This window comes from Neobacillus paridis (genome assembly GCF_016765675.1).
Lineage (GTDB): Bacteria > Bacillota > Bacilli > Bacillales > Cytobacillaceae > Neobacillus > Neobacillus paridis.
The window spans coordinates 30,938-50,737 of record NZ_JAESWB010000171.1; the positions used below are offsets into that span (position 1 = coordinate 30,938).

Consider the following 19,800-nt stretch of genomic DNA (forward strand, 5'->3'; position numbering starts at 1 on the left):
GTCGGTCGGATAACTTAAATAAACAAACCATCTTTATATATTTGTCTTACTCTTCTTCCGAGGAACTTGATATCGCAGGTGTTTCACAAAAATAAAATTACAAGGAGGAGAGTAATCATGCCAAAAAAAGACTTGCGATTTCTTTGTTATCCCTTTATGCGTGAGTCAGCCTCGACCGTCGATTTTGAAATCCGGACCGATTCATTAACGACGAAAATTGGCTTGGCCGCGTCATTAACAAAGGATATCCCGATTATCCACGAAGATTTACTGTATCTGCTTCCCATGGCCTACCATCTTAATGGCTCAGCACGGGGAAAGCTTGCCATTCAAGAGAAAGATTTAGAACGATTAAGCATGATGTATGATTTTTATGAAGCTGAGGTGAAAGATCGCATTGATCAGTTCCTGCTTCCTTATGGAACGACGGCCGCCTGTGTTCTTCATACTTGCAGGAGTGAAGCCAAAAAATCTGTCAGAGCTCTACATAAGCTGAGTCTCGAAAAAGAAATTCCGGAAATTCTGTTCGACTACACTCACTTGCTGGCGAATGTCCTGTTTTTGATGGCGGTTTATACCAACAAGCAGAACGGCATCCGAGAAATTCCATTTATCAGTAAATCCTATCCAGTAAGACAAAAAAGGAACTTGGAGGGTCAAAATCAATGAAAAAGAAATATTTACTCAGCATATTAACTATGATCATCATGATTGTTTTTGCAGCTGGCTGTCAGTCAAATGAAAAAAGCACGGCTACTGCTAATCCGCAAAAGCCCGCAGCAAAAACAACTTCGTATTCGGTAACGGACGACAGAGGGAAAAAAATTACTTTTAAAAAGGTTCCGGAAAAGATCGTATCCTTGCAGCCAAGCAACACGGAAATATTATTCGCCTTGGGTGCCGGTAATAAAATCATCGGTGTGACTGATTTTGATAACTATCCAAAAGAGGCAAGTAAGATTGAGCGGGTATCTGATTCTGTTAAAATGAATGCTGAAAGAATTATCGAACTCAAGCCTGATGTAGTGTTGGCCTATACAATTGGAGATAAAAACGCGCTTAAACCGCTGGAAGATGCCGACATTCCCGTTTTTGTGATTCAATCGGCTACTACTATTGAAGATGTCTATGGCGATATCGCACAAATTGCTGAGGTCATGGGGGTTAAAGAGAAAGGCGAACAGCTTGTTGAAGAGATTCAGTCACAAGTTAAACATGTCGAAGAAAAACTACAAGGCATAGAGAAACAAAAGCGGGTCTACTTCGAAATCAGCCCGTCACCAGACATTTATACAACCGGAAAAAATACATTCCAGCAGGAAATCCTGCAAAAAGCAGGGGTGGAGAATGTCTTTGCTAAACAAGAAGGCTGGGTAAAACTTTCAGAAGAAGATGTGGTCAAGCAAAACCCCGAGATCATTGTCACGACGGTGAATTATACAAAAGACCCGATTGGCGAAATCAAAGCCCGAAAAGGGTGGAAAACGATCAATGCCATTCAAAAAAATAACGTCTATCAATTAGACCCGGACATCCTGTCCCGCCCAGGCCCAAGAATCGGCGAAGCAGTAGAGCTGGTAGCTAAAACTGTTTATCCTGAACTATTCAAGTAGCCTGGAGGAACGAGGGTCTTCCCAATACTCTTATACAAAAAAATAATGAGAACCAATCATATTACAAAAGCTGGTTGGTTCTCACTGTTTACAATTTTAGGTATTTGCTGAAACGATTGCCTTAAAAAAACGTTAGGGTATTTCACCTAAACACGTCGTTCGGAACATCAAATATTTTCCACAAAAACAAAACAAAGACGAAAGAGAAAAGCCATGCCAGCCATGGACGGGTATAGTGGACTCTAAGGGTGATGAACATAACGACATTAAACAAGATGGACCAGGCAAGATTCCATCCATTGTAATACTTGATTAGGTTAAAAAAGTTATCGACTAATTCATTAGCAATGTAAAGCAATACCCAGCCGGTAATATACAATATTTGTTTGATTCTTTTTTCCGGAAATTTGGATAAGTAAATAAACGTGGTGGTGGGATATTTAATAGCCATAATTGAGAAAGAGACATGGGCATTAGTCAATCCGATATTTTCATCGATTCCTTGCGGGTTATACTTCCACATCGGGTAACAGTCAGATAATAAATAGAGATATAAAAAATCCCCCAGCAAAAAGAACAGATAGGTAGGATAGTACTTATGCCAATTCTTAAGGTCACCCCATTTAAAAAATGCAAACAGCCAAATTAATGCGTAAACTACATTCAAAATGCAACATCCTCCAACATTATTACTAACTATATTATTTCCACTATTTTCCTAAAATAACATTTTTTATTAGACATACAAAAAAAGTGCCTGCACCACCCCAAAATTATCGATGAATCCCCGACAAATTGCAGGCAGTGACAGGCACTTATCCCCAATCACTCGTGTTATGTAAGTGATGAAGTCTGATCAGTCTCCTCAAAATTCACTTTTGTGATATTCGTCTTAAAGATCTTCAATTGAATAACCATATAAGTTAAACCAATGATGACCCAAATAATCCCACCAATCAGGGCATCCGCGCTTAGGTGATACCACAAGATTCCCGTCGTTCCGGCTCCAAGGAGCGGCATGATGACATAATTGAAAAAGTCTTTTCCTGTTTTATATTTCTTTTGGTGAAAGACGAAATGAGCAAGTACTGACAAATTGACGAATGTAAAGGCAATGAGTGCGCCAAAATTTATAACGGATGCGATTAACTCAAGTGAAGGAGTAATCGCTAGCAATGAAACAATACCGACCAAAATAACGTTAAATGCCGGTGTGCGAAATTTCGGATGAACATAACCAAAAGCCTTTTTCGGGAGAACCCCATTGCGCCCCATTACATATAGCAGCCGAGAAACACTTGCATGTGAGGCAAGCCCAGATGCAGCTGTTGCGGCAAATCCCCCTGCAACCAAAAATATTTTGAAAATCGTGCCGCCAACGAACAATCCAATCTCAGGCAGAGTGTTGTCGGTTACTTTAAAGTTTGCTAGATTGGGGAACAAGGCTTGGGCGAAAAAGGATGAAACTAGAAAAATCGCTCCACCGATTAAAACCGTTAAAATGATCGCTCTTGGCAGTGTTTTTTCATCAACCGCCTCTTCGGCGTACATCGTTATCGCATCAAATCCAATAAAGGAAAAACAGACAACGGTTGCCCCGGCTAAAACCGCTCCGAGTTGTACATTGGAATGATATAAAGGTGTTAAAGTAAAAATGGTTCCTTGGCCCATTCCATTGGTAAGCTTAATAGAGGCAAGTACGATAAAGGCGACAATCAGGAAGAGAGAAAAAATGACCAGAGTTGCATTTGCATTAGAGGTTTTACCCATACTCCAGACATTTAAAATCGTGACAATCGCAACATAGGAAACCACCCATATCCAAGCCGGGAGATTAGGAAAAAATGATTCCATATAAAGGCGAATAATAAGGGCATTTACCATTGGGAGAAGAAGATAATCAAGTAAGGCTGTCCAGCCAACCATAAATCCCAGATATGGGTTCATCGTCTCTCGCGTATACGTATAGGCTGATCCGGCACTTGGAAATACTCGTACCATTTTTCCGTAGCTAATCGCCGTGAATAACATGACAATTAAAGCAGCTAGGTAGGCCATAGGAACAACGCCATTTGTTTCATCCGATACAATTCCAAACGTATCAAACACAACGGTTGGTGTCATATACCCCAATCCAAGCCCGACAATTGCCCATAGTCCCAGTGAACGCTTAAGTGTTACATTCTCCAATTGCACCACTCCCCCTATTTTTAAAACTTTCTTACTATTATAACAATTTGACAGAGTTTTAACAATAATCAGAAATTTTCATTCCATTGGAGTGGAATCTCTACAAGCAGTGACAGGCAGGTTCATCTTTTGGACATGTCCCTCCAATCCACCTCATATATTGATGGAAGAAGGATGTGAGTTCATGGTCCAGTTATTTCTTTTTTTACTTTTCATAGGATTGTTTATTTACGGCATGACACTGTTAAGGTCAGGTCTTTTTAATCTATCTGCAGATTCTTTGAAAAAATGGATTCTGAACGTAACGGATACCCCCTTGAAAGGGGTTTTAGTAGGAATTATTATCACTATTTTGCTACAAAGCAGTTCCGCCGTTTTGATTATTACCGTAGGATTCGTCTCAGCCCGGCTGCTTACCTTCCCGCAATCAATCGGAATTATTTTAGGATCCAATATCGGCACCACGATGACAACCGAATTAATTACCTTTAATATTGAATCCTATCTTATTCCGATCGCGATTATCGGGGCTATTCTTGCCCTTATGAAAAAGAAAAATCTGCGTAGCATGGGATTGATTTTATTAGGAATTGCTGTTGTGTTTTCGGCGATTCGCGGCTTTGAATACTTGGCTGCTCCGTTAAAGGATATGGATTTGATTAATGAATGGCTGCTGACCATCGATAAACACCGTTTGTATGCGGTTGTGACGGGTATCATTCTTTCAGCCATTATCCAGTCGAGTACAGCAACAACCGCGATTGTTATGGGGTTTCTTACAGCAGGAACGATGCATTTAGATACAGGGATCGCAATTGTCCTCGGGGCCAATATCGGAACTTGCGTTGATGTTTTTCTCGCTTCCATCGGGTCAGGTAAAGAAGCGAAACTAACCGCTTACGCTCACATCTGGTTAAATGTCCTAGGTGTAGCTGCTTTTTATCCTTTTATTGGCGGCCTCGCTAGTCTAGGAGCTCAGCTTTCCAATCAATCGGACGCACAACTCGCCCATATCAGCGTGATCTTTAACGTTATATCTTCCTTAGTTGTCCTTCCGTTCACAAATCAATTCGCCAAGTTTATTACAAAATTACATGGTCGGTGACGTGACTTTTTCATTTCTGCTTTCGGGCAACTAGACCGCTCCTGGCTGACCGAAATGGCTCCTTTTTTCTGTTTTCGGGCAACTAGACTGCTGCTTGCTGACTGAAATGTTTTCTTTTTCTGTTTTCGGGCAACTAGACTGCTGCTTGCTAACTGAGCGGATAACTATTTTCATTTTTCGGTAACCTGGCAGCCACCTCCCTCTTCCAGCTCAAAAAAACTGCCTGTCACCGCCCGGATACTGGAGATATCAGTTCAACCGTTTCCAGACAGGCAACAGGCATATTTTTAATCAAACAGGATAAACCCCATGTTTACGTTCCGAAAATACCAGATACTTAGACATATAGAATTCTAAACGAGTGGCCAGTTCTTCGCGAAGACGATTGGGTTCGACGATATCATCAATAATCAGATCTGAAGCGAGCCGGTAAATATCGATATCCTGACGATATTCTTCGCGTTTTTCGGCGATGAAGGCGGCGCGCTCCTCCTCTGGTAAACTGGCAATCTTATTGGCATATACCGCATTAACGGCAGCTTCCGGCCCCATCACCGCAATCGCCGCCGTTGGCAGGGCGATACAGCAATCCGGTTCAAATGCAGGACCGGCCATGGCATACAATCCGGCCCCGTAAGCTTTACGGACAATGACAGTCATTTTGGGAACAGTTGCTTCACTCATTGCCGAAATCATCTTGGCGCCATGGCGAATTATACCTGCCCGCTCCACATTGGTTCCAATCATGAATCCCGGTACATCGGCCAAAAACAACAGCGGAATATGGTAGGCATCACATAAATTAATAAACTTGGCCGCTTTATCGGCGCTGTCATGAAATAGCACGCCCCCTTTTACCCGCGGCTGATTGGCGATAATTCCAATCGGCTGGCCGTTGATCCGCGCAAGGCAGGTAATCAATTCCGGAGCAAATAATTTCTTTATCTCACAAATGGTATCCGCGTCAACAATGCGCTCAATCAATTGATACATATCAAAAGGGGCATTCTGATTCTTTGGAATAATTTCCTCGATTGATTTTTCGAAGGAAGTTGGCGGCTTTGCTGCTGCTTTCTCCGGTTTTTCGGAAAAATTATTCGGGAAATAGGTAAGATAGTTGCGGGTAAAAGCGATGGCTTCATCCTCACTTTTGGCTAAAACATCCCCACAGCCGGAAACGGAGCAATGCATCCTAGCACCGCCCATCTGTTCCAGTGTCACTTTTTCACCGATCACCATCTCCGCCATCCTTGGCGAGCCCAGATACATCGAGGCGTTGCCTTCCACCATCACCACGATGTCGCAAAAGGCAGGGATATAAGCTCCCCCGGCTGCCGATGGACCAAATAAAAGGCAAATTTGCGGAACTTTCCCCGACAATTTAACTTGATTATAAAAAATCCGGCCGGCTCCTCTTCTTCCCGGGAACATTTCCAATTGATCGGTAATTCTTGCTCCGGCAGAATCGACAAGATAGAGCAGCGGACAACGCAGCTTTTCCGCTGTCTCCTGAATGCGTATGATTTTCTCCACGGTCCGCTGTCCCCAAGAACCTGCTTTTACAGTTGAATCATTGGCCATCACACACACGGTTCGGCCATGAATTTTCCCGATTCCGGTGACAACTCCGTCCGCCGGAAGGTCTCCGGCGAGTAGATTGGCGAACATCCCGTCCTCCGCTTGAAGACCGTTATCCAATAATAATCTGAGACGATCGCGGACAAACAATTTCCCCTGTTCCCAATTCTTTTTATGATATTTCTCATGCCCCCCTTTTAATACGGTTTCTTTCCTTTGCTGGTAATCTGATTTTGTATTGACTTCGTTCAATTATAGTTCCTCCTTTTGGCGGCCAGGCACCATCTGAAGATAGTAACTGGATCGTTTATTTCCCTTTATATTGAGGAGCCCGTTTTTCGGCAAAGGCTCGCAGTCCTTCCAATCTGTCCTCGGTGGGAATCAGGGCATCATAGGCCAACTCTTCTATTTTGAGGCCGGTGGCTAAGTCCACTTCCAGTCCTTTGTTAATCGCCAGTTTGGCCTGCACCAGCGCAAGCGGCCCATTTTTCACCATTGCAGCGGCAAGCTCCAGCGCTTTTTCTCGCACCTCTGACTGGGGAACGACGTATTCGAGCATGCCGACTGCCGCCGCCTCCTGGGCCGATAATCGTTTCGCCGTGTAAATTAATTCCTTTGCTTTGCCCAGACCGATTAATCGGGGCAGGCGCTGAGTTCCTCCGGCCCCGGGAATAATCGCCAGGGAGGTTTCGGTAAGACCAAGTTTGGCTTCGGCTGCCCCGATCCGCAAATCGCAGGCAAGCGCCAGCTCCAGCCCGCCGCCAAAGGCCGCACCATTCATCGCGGCGATGACCGGCTGCGGCAACTCTTCAACCTCTTTAATCACGGCACCAATGAGACGGACTGTCTGTCTTACCTCGGAATCGGTCATTCCCTTCCGCTCTTTTAAATCGGCACCAGCACAAAATACCTTGGTTCCAGAACCGGTCAAGATCACAACTCGAACATCTGGATCATGTCTAATGTCAGCTACTGCTTCTTGAAGATCATAAAGCATCTGTTTGGAAAAAGCGTTTGCCGCTTCAGGACGGTTCAATGTGATCCAGGCAATTCCATTATTCAGCTTTTCTAGCTGTACTGTTTTCACGGCCATTTCCTTCACAACCCCCCTCCTTTCTACAAGATTGTCAGCTTGCTAAACTTGTTTTTCAATCCAGCTGCTTAAATGAAAACTCGTCGACTGGCGAGTCCTTAAGGACGGTTCATGAGGCGTAGTTGAATTTATGCGACATAAAAAAGCATAAAATTTGGAAAAATTTTATACTTTCTTATTAGTCCACTATGCAGGGCAAAATCAACGCTGCACCACAAAGAATGAAAATAGTTATCCTTTCACGGTAGCTAAAAATTTTTCATTGGGTCGGAATTAGGTCTTTCGTTTGCTCAATAAGTTTGTACTTTTGAATTTTTCCCGATGCGGTCATTGGGTAAGAATCGGTAAAGAATATATACTTTGGCACCTTTTGACGGGATATCCTTTCTTTGCAGTACTGTCTAATCTCCTCTTCTGTCGCGATGCAGCCCTCTCTCAAAATAATCCAGGCACATACCTCTTCGCCAAATACCTTATCGGGAACGCCGACAATCTGGGCATCGAGAATTTTCGGATGGGTGTAGAGGAATTCTTCAATTTCCCGCGGATAGACATTTTCACCGCCGCGGATAATCATATCCTTTAGCCGGCCGGTGATGCGGCAATAGCCGTTTTCATCCATAATCGCCAAATCGCCTGTATGCAGCCAGCCGTCCTCATCAATCGCTTCCCTTGTGGCATCGGGGTTTTTATAATAGCCTTTCATCACATGGTAGCCGCGCGTGCATAGTTCCCCTTGTTGGTTAAAGGGCAATTCACGGCTGGTTCCCGGCTCAACAATTTTCACTTCTACATTTGGCAGTGCTTTTCCGACTGTTTCCACCCGCAGTTCGACCGGATCATTGGTACGGGTCTGGGTAATTACCGGCGATGACTCCGTCTGACCATAACAAATGGTAATTTCCGTCATGTTCATTTTATTCATCACGTTTTTCATCACTTCAACCGGGCAGTTGGAGCCAGCCATCACCCCGGTTCTCAACGTAGACAAGTCATATTTCGGGAAGTTAGGATGATTGAGCTCGGCGATAAACATTGTCGGCACCCCATGAAGCGCGGTACATTTCTCCTGTTCCACAGTTTGCAGCACCACTTCGGGATCAAACTCCTGAACCGGAACCATCGTCGCTCCGACACTAACAGCGGCAAGCGTTCCGATCACACAGCCAAAGCAATGGAAAAACGGGACAGGAATACAGAGCCGGTCCTGCTGGCCTAGTTCCATGCAGCGGGCGATATTGTAGGCATTATTGACCAGGTTGCTATGGGTCAGCATGACACCTTTCGGAAATCCCGTTGTTCCCGACGTATATTGCATATTAATCACTTCGTCCGGTTTCAATGACCGAGAGCGCTCCTCCAGCTCTTGAGCGGTAACACGATCAGCCATTTCTAAGATGTCTGTCCACCTAAAGGTGCCTTTATATGTTTTTTCACTTAAGACGACAACATTTTTTAACAGCGGCAGCCTTTTTGATTCCAGTTTTCCCGGCTCACAATGTTCAAGCTCCGGGCAAATCTCATAAATGGTATCAATATAGGAATTTCCCCGATAGTTTTCGATTAAAAATAATGTGGTGGTGTCTGATTGTCTTAATAGATATTCAAGTTCAGCCGTACGATAATTCGTGTTGACGGTGACGAGGACCGCTCCCATTTTACCGGTAGCAAATTGCAAACTGACCCATTCCGGGACATTCGTTGCCCAAGCGGCAACGTTCTCCCCCTTTTGAATTCCAAGACCGATTAACCCTTTGGCGATTCTTTCACAGACAGCATGAAATTGTTGGTACGAATACCTCAGTCCTCGGTCCGGATAGACGAGGGCCTCATGATCCGGCATTTCTGTGGCACGATCCGCTAACAATTGTCCTACGGTTTTACGAATTAATTCAGACATCCTATCTCCTCCTGTTTAGCATCCTATATGGCGGGCAATGACTAAACGTTGAATCTCCGAAGTTCCTTCGCCGATTTCCATTAATTTAATATCACGCAAATGTCTTTCGACGTCATACTCTTTCATATAACCGGAACCACCATGGATTTGGATTGCCTGATTACAGACGCGGAACCCGGCTTCCGAAGCAAATAATTTAGCAAACGCTGCTTCTTTTCCGAATGGTTTTCCTTGATCTTTTAACCAGGCAGCCTTGTAAACTTGATTTCTCGCTAACTCAATTTCCATTGCCATATCGGCCAATTTAAATTGAATCGCCTGGAATTTAGATATGGTTTGGCCAAACTGAACCCGTTCTTTTGCAAATTTTAATGCTTTTTCATAGGCGGCCTGGGCGATGCCGACAGCGAGAGCGGCAATCGAGATTCGGCCCCCATCTAAGGTGTATAAAAACTGGCTGAAGCCCTTTTTCTCATCGCCAAGCAGGTTTTCTTTGGGCACGCGGACGTTGTCGAGGATGATTTCACATGTATTGGAGCCGCGAACCCCCATCTTGTCATAATTGCTGGAGATCTTCACGCCCGGTGTGTCTGTTGGGACAATAATTGCGGAAACAATGTTTCTTCCGTCCTCTCGCTTTCCTGTGACAGCGGTTACAATTACTTGTCTGGAAAAACTAGCATTGGTAATCCAACATTTCTCACCGTTAATCACCCATTCCCCGCCATCAAGGACTGCTTTTGTTCTCGTGCCACCAGCATCCGAGCCGGCATTTGGTTCGGTCAAACCGAAAGCGCCCAGTGTTTTCCCACTGGCCATCGGAACGAGCCATTCCTGCTTTTGCGCTTCTGTTCCAAAATAATAAATCGGACTTGCCCCTAAACTGGTGTTGGCCGCATAGTTCAAACCGGTTCCGCCACACGCCTTGCCAATTTCCTCGACAGCAATAACATAAGAGATGGTGTCGCCACCGGAACCGCCATATTTTTCCGGAAACGGAATTCCCAGCAACCCTAATTCCCCTAATTTTTCAAAAGTTTCATAGCGCATTTGCGCTGTCTCATCGACTTCACGGGCAAATGGCTTGATTTCCTTTTCAGCAAATTCGCGTACCATTTCTTTGAGCATTTGCTGCTCTTCGGTTAACTCAAAGTTCATTATTTTCCCCCTCGATTGTTGTCATTAATGGGATCCTGCAAACGGACTAGTCGGTTTGTTTTATGCCTCAGCCGTCAGAGTGTGATTTTTCAGTAAAAAAAGTTGCACAACTTCCTGTTTCTTCCCTTTCTCGGATAAGAGAGAATGGAGCAACAAATCATTAAAGATCTGGGCAATCGATTCAATCGATAACCGACCGTCTTTGTTAAACCATTTATATGTCCAATTAATCATCCCAATGATGGCCATGGCCGCAATATCAGCTGGCACCTCAGGGCGAAAATCGCCGCTAGTCTGACCTTCCTCGATGATTTGGACAATGATCCTGCGGTACTGATCGCGTTTTTCGTTTATGCGTTGGGAATATTCTTCAGTCAAATAAGTACTTTCTTGATAAAAAACAGTAATATGAGGTTTGTATAAATCAAATACTTTGGTGAAAGATTGAATGGTAGCACATAAGCGTGCTGTCGGTGTTTCAAAATGATGATTATTCTGTACGTCTATTGCTTTTTCAAGAACATAGGAGATAAAAACGTCGTGGATGTGATAAAGTAATTCATCTTTTGTTTTAAAATTATGGTAAAACCCGCCTTTGGATGTTCCAGATTGTTCAACAATCTGGTCTACGGTCACCCCGTGGTAGCCATTTTTTTCAAATAGCACCAAGGCCGTGTCAATAATCCTTTCCTTCAGTGATTTCTTCTTCACTTTCATCCCCCTTCTGAAAAAAATAGTAACATATTGATTTCACTAATTCAATATATTTTCCGAAAAGTATATCTATTCAGAATTAACTACTCTATTAACATTTTTGCAAATCCTATCATCAAAATTGAAAACTCGCTGACTGGCGAGTCCTTAAGGGCGGTTCATGAGGCATAGTTAAATTTATGAGACGTGGAAAAATTTTATACTTTTTTATAGCCCATCATGCAGTGCAAAATCAACGCTGTACCACAAAGAAAGAATGAAAATAGTTATACTTTCATAGTAGCCAAAAAAAGAATCTCGTGAAATTGTTCTCGTTCACGAGATCCTTGGATTATTTTTAATGTTTAACCATCATGATGGGTCAGCCTTCGGGAAACAGCTTTACGAATTTCTTCAATCATGAGAATGATCGGCGGCACACAGAAAAGGAGGAGCCAATTCTTTGTCCCAATTGGTGCTGTCCCAAAGACGTCCTGTAATAAAGGAACGTACATAATGAGAGCCAGAAAAAGGATTTCTGCAGCAATTCCGATATTTATGATAGGATTTTTCCAAAGTCCCTTTTTAAAAACAGATTGTCTTTCCGTACGACAATTCATTACGGCACCAATTTGACTAAACACAATACCGGCCAATGTCATCGTCGTTGCCACCAGATAAACATTGCTGCCCTTTTCCGCCCACCCTGCTGCTGAATATCCATGGGAAAAGTTGACAAAGAAATATCCACACATGGAAATGACTGATGCCAAAATCCCATACCAGCAGAAAGCTTTGAAGATAATCCGTTTATTTAATAAGGGTTCAGCCAAATTTCGCGGCGGTTTACGCATAATTCCGCTTTCCGGTTCTTCTGATCCCAAGCCTAATGCCGGAATTAGATCGGTACCAAGGTCAATAAATAAAATTTGCATAATCGTTAACGGCAATGGAATCGTCCCTCTTGAAAATAAGAAGAACGCCGAAGGGACCGCTTCCGGCATATTGCTATTTAAAATATAGAGCAGGAACTTACGAATATTGTTATATACTGCACGGCCCTGTTCAACCGCCTGGACAATCGAAGCAAAATTATCGTCAGTTAAGATCATATCTGCTGCTTCTTTGGCCACATCAGTTCCGGAGATCCCCATAGCAACTCCAATATCCGCTTTCTTAAGGGCCGGAGCATCATTGACGCCATCACCAGTTACGGCTACGACTTCGCCGACTTTTTGTAAATTTTCAACAACACGATACTTTTGCTCAGGGGCAACGCGGGCAAAAATAATTTCCTCTTTTAATAATTTCCTTAGCTCTTCATCGGATAGATTTTCTAATTCGACACCGGAAATCACCCGTGGAGAATCGCCCCTTACAATACCAATTTGTTTAGCGATACTTTCAGCTGTTAATCCATAATCACCAGTAATCATCACAATTCGAATTCCCGCTTGATGGCATTTTGCGACCGCATCAGGAACCTCCGGACGCGGCGGGTCAGCCATCACAACTAAGCCGATAAAGGTCATTTTTCGTTCGATATTTTCTACTGTATACTCACTAACATCAGCCGGGAGATCCTGGTCATCTTCTCCGATATAGCGGACCGCTACGGCCAAAACACGCAAACCCAAACGGGCATACTGATCATTTGCGGCCATCACCGTTGCTTTGAACTCAGCCGTTAACGGAGAAACCGCTCCATTTACGTTCACTGTTTCACATAAATCGATTAATTCTTTTGGGGCACCTTTTGTAAAAGCTACTCGGGTTTTTCCATGAACCTGTGTGTTAAGTTCGTGAATTGTTGTCATTCTTTTTCTTCTCGAATCAAAATGCAATTCGTAAATTCGCGGCAATTCTCTTTGCAAAAAGTCCACACGGACACCGGCTTTTTCAGCAACAACACCTAAGCAGGCTTCAGTCGGGTCTCCGAGAACCGTGTAATGCGGATTATCCTGATTGGGTGGAATCACTTTGGCATTACTGCAAAGGCTTGCAGCGGTAACAAGCAAATTTAATGCTGAATCATTAGCTGCGGAAATTTCTCGGCCGTTATCGAGAATTTTACCTTTTGGAGCAAATCCGCTACCCGTCACCTTTAATTCTCTGCCCGGCAGCCATATATGGTTAACGGTCATTTCATTTTGCGTCAGCGTTCCTGTTTTATCGGTACAAATAACGGTGGTACAGCCCAGTGTTTCAACCGATGAGAGGTTTTTCACCAAGGCATTTTTCTTGGCCATTCGTTGAACACCCTGTGCCAAAGCCAGGGTAACCGTGGGCGACAGTCCTTCTGGAATAAAGGCAACGATCATCCCCAGAGCGAAAATAAACGATTCCGCCATCGGATTTTTCACAAAGAAAATCGCCAGCAAAAAGAATGTCAAACCAAAAGCAAAGGCAATAATGGAAATCTGTTTTGTCAGCCGAACCAGTTCTTTTTGCAGTGGACTTAATTCTTCAGATACATTGAGAGTTAAATCGGCAATTTTACCAAATTCCGTATTCATGCCGGTCTTGACGACAACAGCTTGTCCGGAACCGCTGGAAACCGTACTTCCCGCAAAAATTAAATTGGGGATTTCAAAGCTTTCTAAATCTTTCCTCTCGACAGCATCGGCATATTTTTGCACGGGATGGGATTCACCTGTAAGTGCGGATTGATTTACCCGTAAATCACTGGACATAACTAGGCGGGCATCCGCCGAAATTTTCTCACCTTCCTCGATCAATATCAGATCACCCGGCACAAGTTCCTCTGCCAAAATTTGCTGCTCTTGTCCATCACGAATTACCCTGGCGTACGAGGAGATTAAGCTTTTTAAGGCCTCTGTTGCCTTCCCTGCCCGATATTCCTGAATAAAACTAAAGATCCCATTAATCAGATTGACACACCAAACGGCAATCCCCAATTGCGGCATTTGAGCAATAAAAGCAATGGCGCCGCTGACCCATAGAAGAATGGCCAGCATACTGGTGAAGTTGGCGAGAAATAACGGATAAAGTGATTTTCCTTGTTTCTCTTTAATGGTATTTTTCCCGTAAAGGTCTAATCTCTTAGTGGCCTCTTCTGTTGTCAAACCTTCCTCATTTGTTTGCAATTGTTCAAAGACTTGATTTGGAACCAATTTAGCTATTGTTTGATCAACCGTATCAAACTCTAATTTCTCATTCATTGTTAGTTCCCCCATTTACAAACGTATTAAGAAAATTCGCTAGAGGCTAGTTTATTCTGTTAAAAGTGTTGTTATTGATGTAAAACAATGGAAAAATATTTTCCTACTATTATAGTACTCCCACTTATGCTAGGTGTAAATCGATTTGAAAAAAGGTTCATAATCGTTCACATAGCTGTTGGGCTAACAGAAAAAAGCATGGCACACCCATGCTCTCTGTTGTTTTTATTCAAGGTTACTCTTTGCCGGTTTTAGTCTTTGAACTCTAGTCAGCTGATGGATCCTTCGATTTCTCCCCTGTCGTTTTTTGAAGTGTTTCTTGGTCGACTACTGTTCTTATTGCCCGAATAATAGGATCAAAGTTTGCGTATTTTTTTCCATATTCCAGATTGAATTGATAATCAAAACCTTTCGGATTTTTTCCTTGGTTATGCTGAATAATGGTTTCAATTTTATCCAGTGCTTTAACCAATTTAGCTTCTTTTGTTTCAGCTTGATTATATTCTTGCCACAATGCTAAAAACTGTTCTTGTATTTTTGGCGAAAGTGGTTCGATCATTTTGTTTAAAGCAAATTCTTCCCTTTTTAATTTTTCACTGGTATTTCCAGTCTCCTTGGCTGAAATATCCCCTTCATAAGCTTCCCCTAAATCATGGATCAAAGCCATCCGCAGCACCTTATTAAAGTCGACATCGGGAAAAGAATCCTCCAGTACGAAAGTAAAAAGGCACAGGCGCCAGGAGTGCTCCGCAATGCTTTCGTGCCTGCCAGTGCTTGTCCATGCTGTTCTGGTATTGTTTTTTAATCGTTCCAGTTCTTTGATAAACGAAACAATATTTTCCTCCTTCATCTATTAGCTCCTCCAATTACTGTATTTTTTAGTTTGAAATAAAAAGAGCCTAATTCCAAATAGTTGGAAAAGGCTCTTTATTTTTCATTTCAAAATTAGCTATGCATCTCTTAAAGATCCTATGTTAATGCAATACTCTTGTAGCAGTAGTAAATTTAGACGGATTAAATGGTGCAATTCTTACAACGTCACCCGTTTGCGGTGCATGAATATATTGCCCGCCCCCAATATAAATGGCAACATGATGAGCCGGGTTCCCTCTAAAGATTAAATCTCCCGGTTGCACTTGGCTTAAAGGAATTTGTTGACCAACATCTTGCTGGGCTCTTGAAACCCTTGGCAGGCTGATGCCAACAGAACGAAATACATATTGAACGAATCCTGAACAGTCAAATCCGCTTGGTGATGTTCCACCCCAAACATACGGAACTCCCAGATATTTTTTAGCATTCGCAATAACAGCGCTCGCTGATGCCGAACCCGTTACTTTGACAGGTGGGGCCGATGGTGTTGACGGTGTTGACGGACTGGAATTGGACGATCCGTTATCGGAAGATTGCGGACGGTCTTGCTGTTGCTGAGCTGCTTCAGCTCTCTTTTGCGCTTCTCTTTGTTGTGCCTCCCGCTGCTGCGCTATTTTAGCCAGCCGTTCAGCTTCTTGTTGAGCAAGTTGATTTTGTTGGCTTTGCAATTTGTTTTTGGCATTCGCCAATTCTTTGAAAACTTCTTTTTTAGCTTCTTTAATTTCTTTTTGCTCGGCAGCTAAGTCAGCTTGACTCTGTTTTAAATTTTCTAATTCATCGCTTAGTTTTTGTTCTGCATTTTTAAGTGCCTGTTCTTTTTCATTCAGACCGTTTAAAAGATCTGTATCACTTTGCATAATCTCTGAAATAGCTGTAAAACGAGTTAAAAACTCCGAAAAGTTATCGGATGAAAGCAATAGTTCTGCATATGTAACGAGGGAATCTTTTCCTTCTGCCTGAAGACTTTTTAGTCTTTCGGAATAGATCTCTTTGTGAATCTCTAAGTCTTTTTTGGCTTTTACAATTTCGGCCTCAGTATCCTTTATTTTTGCTTGTTGTTTTTTAATATGATCATTTAATTCTTGACTTTTCACCATTGCGACGGTGATTCGGTCATCCAATTTCTCAATTTTCATTTCGAAGTCCTCGATTTGGCTCTTGGTTGCTTCGATTTGATCTTTTGTCACTGTCGCCGGTGCTGCAAAAGCAGGTGTTACTTGAATCGTAGTGGCAAGGACGGCTACGGATATCGTGTACTTACATAATTTCTTAATCATACAAAATCTCCTTTTACTACTAATCATTCAGTCAATTAATCTATGTACTAGTTTATCTGCCAAGGGAGAGAATTACAATAATCCTGTCGGTAATGTAATATAATTGTAATGTTATGTAGAAAAAATAGGAAATGAGTCGACCGTACAACTGCCACCAAAATGATCACTTGGTGCCGGAGCCGAACCTAGAAACTATGACTACTTTAGCGGCACGGATAAAGCCACGACGAATCTTTTGGGGCCGGCCCAGCTGAGGTGATTTCTGAATTCTGTTGGAGGCAGTCGCTGTCAAATAATTTATATTTCACGTTAAAGAAGGATGCCACATTTTAGGCATCCTTCTTTAAATATCTTGCTGCTAAACACCTTTCTAGAATAACATGTGAGCATAAAGGAAGCTGATTGGATATCATTTATATGAGCTCACTAATGAAAAAAATTACAATATCAGCAAACAGTGACAGTAAATTCAGCGCGAATATTACTTTGGTTAAACAGCATGGGCCAGTTTTGCTGCTTCAGCGGTCGCATCAATGGCTCGACGTGGCTTAAGGGCATCGCCAATGCAATGATACTCAATACCGAGCCTATGGCAGCATTCCTCCAGCTCCGGTAAAGAGGTACTCTGCGCCCCCACCGCGACCGCAACAGCGTCACATGGCAGTATTTCCGTTTTTCCCTCATGCTCGACGACCACGCCTTCAGGCTTAATTTCTACGCACTTCGTTGACGTAAGCATGTCCACACCGGCACCATAAAGGTTTTCCATGACAATAATTTTGCGAGTGGAACCAAGATCCGCTCCGATTGTGTCAAGCATTTCAATAACCGTGATCTTACAGCCGTTATGAAGCAAATATTCAGCTGTCTCCAATCCTACAAGACCGCCGCCAATGACCACAACATGGCCGTCTGGAATCCGTTCACCTTGGAGAATTTCCGGATAACTGTAGACATTCGCTAATTCAGCTCCCGGAACTTTTAATTTGATCGGCATTGCCCCAGCTGCATTGACAACGATATCAGGCTTTATTTCTTCAATAACAGCAGGCGTTAACGCTGTGTTCAGCCGGACATCCACCCCCATTTTTTGCAGTTGCTGTCCCCGGTGAATAGCAGCAGCTTTCATTTCTGCCTTTCTTGGGGCGAGGCCTGCCAAGATAAACTGACCACCAAGCGTGTTGGATTTTTCAAATAAGATTGGATTGTGTCCCCGTTGCTTCAGTATCGAGGCAAGTTCCATCCCCGCCATACCACCGCCGGCTATTAGCACAGTCTTAGGTGCGTCAGTGGAAACAATTGCATATTCCGCTTCATGCCCGCAAGCAGGATTTTGCAGACAGCTGATAAAAGGAATATCGGCCCGCTCGTTGGCGTCATAACACCCTTGGTTGCAGCCGACACAACGGACGATCTCATCCACCCTTCCTTCTCTTGCCTTATTGCAAAACTCAGGATCCGCAATTTGTCCCCGCCCAATGACCACCATGTCCACCTTGTCACTTTCAAGAATCTCTTCAGCAAAGGCAGGGTCGTTGATACGACCTACACCGATCGTAAGCATTCCAGTCTCCTGACGAATTCTGGCAGCATTTTCAATGTTGAAGCCCCATTGTAGGTCAATAGGCGGCACCTCATACTTAAGGGCGGCGGAAATAATGTTCCCCCGTGAAATATCTAAAACATCTACGCCTGCGTCCTTCGCCCACTTGCAAAATTGAATGACCTCTTCAATCGTAAGGCCACCTTCAAGATAATCATCATGTGCGTCGATCCGCATCAATAGAGGCATGTCTTCAGGCATCTGTGCCCGGATTGCCCTAATGACGGCCAGCGGAAAGCGGGCCCGATTTTCTAATGAACCGCCGTACTCATCTGTTCGCCGGTTAATCCCGCCCGAGAGAAATGAATGCAAAATGTAATTGTGTGCCATGTGAACTTCTATGCAGTCGAAACCGGATTCAACGGAACGGCGAGCAGCCTGGCCAAAGCACTCGGTCAGCTCGGCAATTAACTCATGGCTTGCCCCGGGAACCGTATATTCAGGCGAGAGCTGCATATCACTGGCGACAATGATCATGGCCTTCGGGTCACTAGCGACAGCGATACTGCCTTGCCAGAGTTGAATACAAGTCTTTCCCCCCGCTTCATGAATAGCTTGATTAAAGCGCTTAAAACCAGGAATATATTTATCTTCTGCTATCGAAAAAAAGCGACCAGGTGTAGATGGTGCGTGTACGCCGGTGCATTCCATAATATTTAGCCCTGTCCCACCTTTTGTACGCGCTACATGAAAATCGATCAGCTGGTCGGTCATACTGCTGTCTGTTGTGAATTTCGTCCCCATAGCCGGCAAGATAATGCGATTTTTTAGTTCAAGCCCCTTAAGCCTGATCGGTGAAAACAATTTAGGAAACATCTATATTTCTCCTTTCGCCATGCGAAGTATTTCACATTAATTTTACACTCATTTTTCAGGAAAGAGAGGGCAAATTCAGCAAAATTATTTACAAAATAAGGACAAATATAGTTAAGGTAATCTCATTTTGTGAAGATGCGGATCAGCCCTTTCAATGAACGGTTTTCGTTGGCGGTTCCCGTTTTTGTGCACGTTGAATCTTCCCATGAACACTTTTCATTTGCTGCTCTCCGATTTCGTGCTCGTTAGACCTTCCCATGAACACTTTTCAAAGGTGGTTCCCTGTTTTTGTGCTCGTTGGGTCTTCCTATGAACACTTTTCATTTGCTGCTCTCCGATTTGGTGCTCGTTAGACCTTCCCATGAACACTTTTCCTTGGGAGTTCTCCATGTTTGTGCCCGTTAGACCTTCCCATGAACACTTTTCAAAGGTGGTTCCCGTTTTTGTGCTCGTTGGGTCTTCCTATGAACACTTTTCATTTGCTGCTCTCCGATTTCGTGCACATTAAACCTTCCTATGAACACTTTTCCTTGGGAGTTCTCCATGTTTGTGCCCGTTAGACCTTCCCATGAACACTTTTCAAAGGCGGTTCCGATTAAGTCCGTATAATTGTGTAAAAATAATGAGTCATTTTATTCACTTTTGGCAACACTGTTTTCAACCACGATAAACAATGAAAAGAGGAATAAAAATGACTCAAGTACAGTTTAACCTGAATA

Annotated in this window: 14 protein-coding genes; 3 read left to right on the forward strand and 11 right to left on the reverse strand. The window is 43.4% G+C overall.

Annotation, left to right across the window (positions count from 1 at the left end; genetic code table 11):
• Positions 1–117: 117 nt before the first annotated feature.
• Entirely contained in the window at positions 118–669 is a 552-nt protein-coding gene (locus tag JK635_RS12910; protein WP_202654383.1) for an ATP:cob(I)alamin adenosyltransferase, read from the forward strand.
• Positions 666–1,613 carry an ABC transporter substrate-binding protein gene (locus JK635_RS12915; RefSeq protein WP_202654384.1) on the forward strand — a complete coding sequence of 316 codons (948 nt, stop codon included), beginning with the start codon at positions 666–668 and terminating at the stop codon, positions 1,611–1,613. Before JK635_RS12910 ends, JK635_RS12915 begins: the two co-directional genes overlap by 4 nt.
• 142 nt (positions 1,614–1,755) lie before the next feature.
• Here the strand turns inward: JK635_RS12915 and JK635_RS12920 are convergent, their stop codons facing one another.
• Entirely contained in the window at positions 1,756–2,280 is a 525-nt protein-coding gene (locus JK635_RS12920; protein WP_202654385.1) for a CBO0543 family protein, read from the reverse strand.
• Positions 2,281–2,447: 167 nt separating this feature from the next.
• A complete protein-coding gene (locus tag JK635_RS12925; protein WP_202654386.1) occupies positions 2,448–3,803 on the reverse strand; it encodes an APC family permease in 1,356 nt (451 codons plus the stop codon).
• Positions 3,804–3,987: 184 nt separating this feature from the next.
• Here JK635_RS12925 and JK635_RS12930 point away from each other — a divergent pair, with 184 nt between their 5' ends.
• A complete protein-coding gene (locus JK635_RS12930) occupies positions 3,988–4,908 on the forward strand; it encodes a Na/Pi symporter (RefSeq protein WP_202654387.1) in 921 nt (306 codons plus the stop codon).
• Between the two features lie 291 nt (positions 4,909–5,199).
• Here JK635_RS12930 and JK635_RS12935 read toward each other — a convergent pair whose 3' ends face one another.
• From JK635_RS12935 to baiCD, 9 genes are all read right to left on the reverse strand, one after another.
• Complete coding sequence (locus JK635_RS12935; RefSeq protein ID WP_202654388.1) at positions 5,200–6,738, reverse strand: acyl-CoA carboxylase subunit beta; 1,539 nt, start codon at positions 6,736–6,738, stop codon at positions 5,200–5,202.
• Positions 6,739–6,793: 55 nt separating this feature from the next.
• Positions 6,794–7,579 carry an enoyl-CoA hydratase gene (locus tag JK635_RS12940; RefSeq protein ID WP_202654397.1) on the reverse strand — a complete coding sequence of 262 codons (786 nt, stop codon included), beginning with the start codon at positions 7,577–7,579 and terminating at the stop codon, positions 6,794–6,796.
• A 259-nt stretch (positions 7,580–7,838) separates the two neighbouring features.
• On the reverse strand, positions 7,839–9,479 hold the full coding sequence (locus tag JK635_RS12945; protein ID WP_202654389.1) for an AMP-binding protein: 1,641 nt from the start codon (positions 9,477–9,479) through the stop codon (positions 7,839–7,841).
• A 15-nt stretch (positions 9,480–9,494) separates the two neighbouring features.
• On the reverse strand, positions 9,495–10,637 hold the full coding sequence (locus JK635_RS12950) for an acyl-CoA dehydrogenase family protein (protein WP_202654390.1): 1,143 nt from the start codon (positions 10,635–10,637) through the stop codon (positions 9,495–9,497).
• Positions 10,638–10,697: 60 nt separating this feature from the next.
• The gene (locus JK635_RS12955; protein ID WP_202654391.1) at positions 10,698–11,348 is read right to left on the reverse strand and encodes a TetR/AcrR family transcriptional regulator; all 651 of its coding nucleotides are present in this window, start codon (positions 11,346–11,348) and stop codon (positions 10,698–10,700) included.
• A 347-nt stretch (positions 11,349–11,695) separates the two neighbouring features.
• Complete coding sequence (locus JK635_RS12960) at positions 11,696–14,512, reverse strand: cation-translocating P-type ATPase (protein WP_202654392.1); 2,817 nt, start codon at positions 14,510–14,512, stop codon at positions 11,696–11,698.
• A 265-nt stretch (positions 14,513–14,777) separates the two neighbouring features.
• Positions 14,778–15,362, reverse strand: a complete 585-nt coding sequence (locus JK635_RS12965; protein ID WP_202654393.1) for an HD domain-containing protein — start codon at positions 15,360–15,362, stop codon at positions 14,778–14,780.
• A gap of 124 nt (positions 15,363–15,486) precedes the next feature.
• Entirely contained in the window at positions 15,487–16,662 is a 1,176-nt protein-coding gene (locus JK635_RS12970; RefSeq protein WP_202654394.1) for a C40 family peptidase, read from the reverse strand.
• A 490-nt stretch (positions 16,663–17,152) separates the two neighbouring features.
• Positions 17,153–19,081 carry a bile acid Fe-S flavoenzyme BaiCD gene (baiCD, locus tag JK635_RS12975; protein ID WP_202654395.1) on the reverse strand — a complete coding sequence of 643 codons (1,929 nt, stop codon included), beginning with the start codon at positions 19,079–19,081 and terminating at the stop codon, positions 17,153–17,155.
• Positions 19,082–19,800 lie beyond the last annotated feature (719 nt).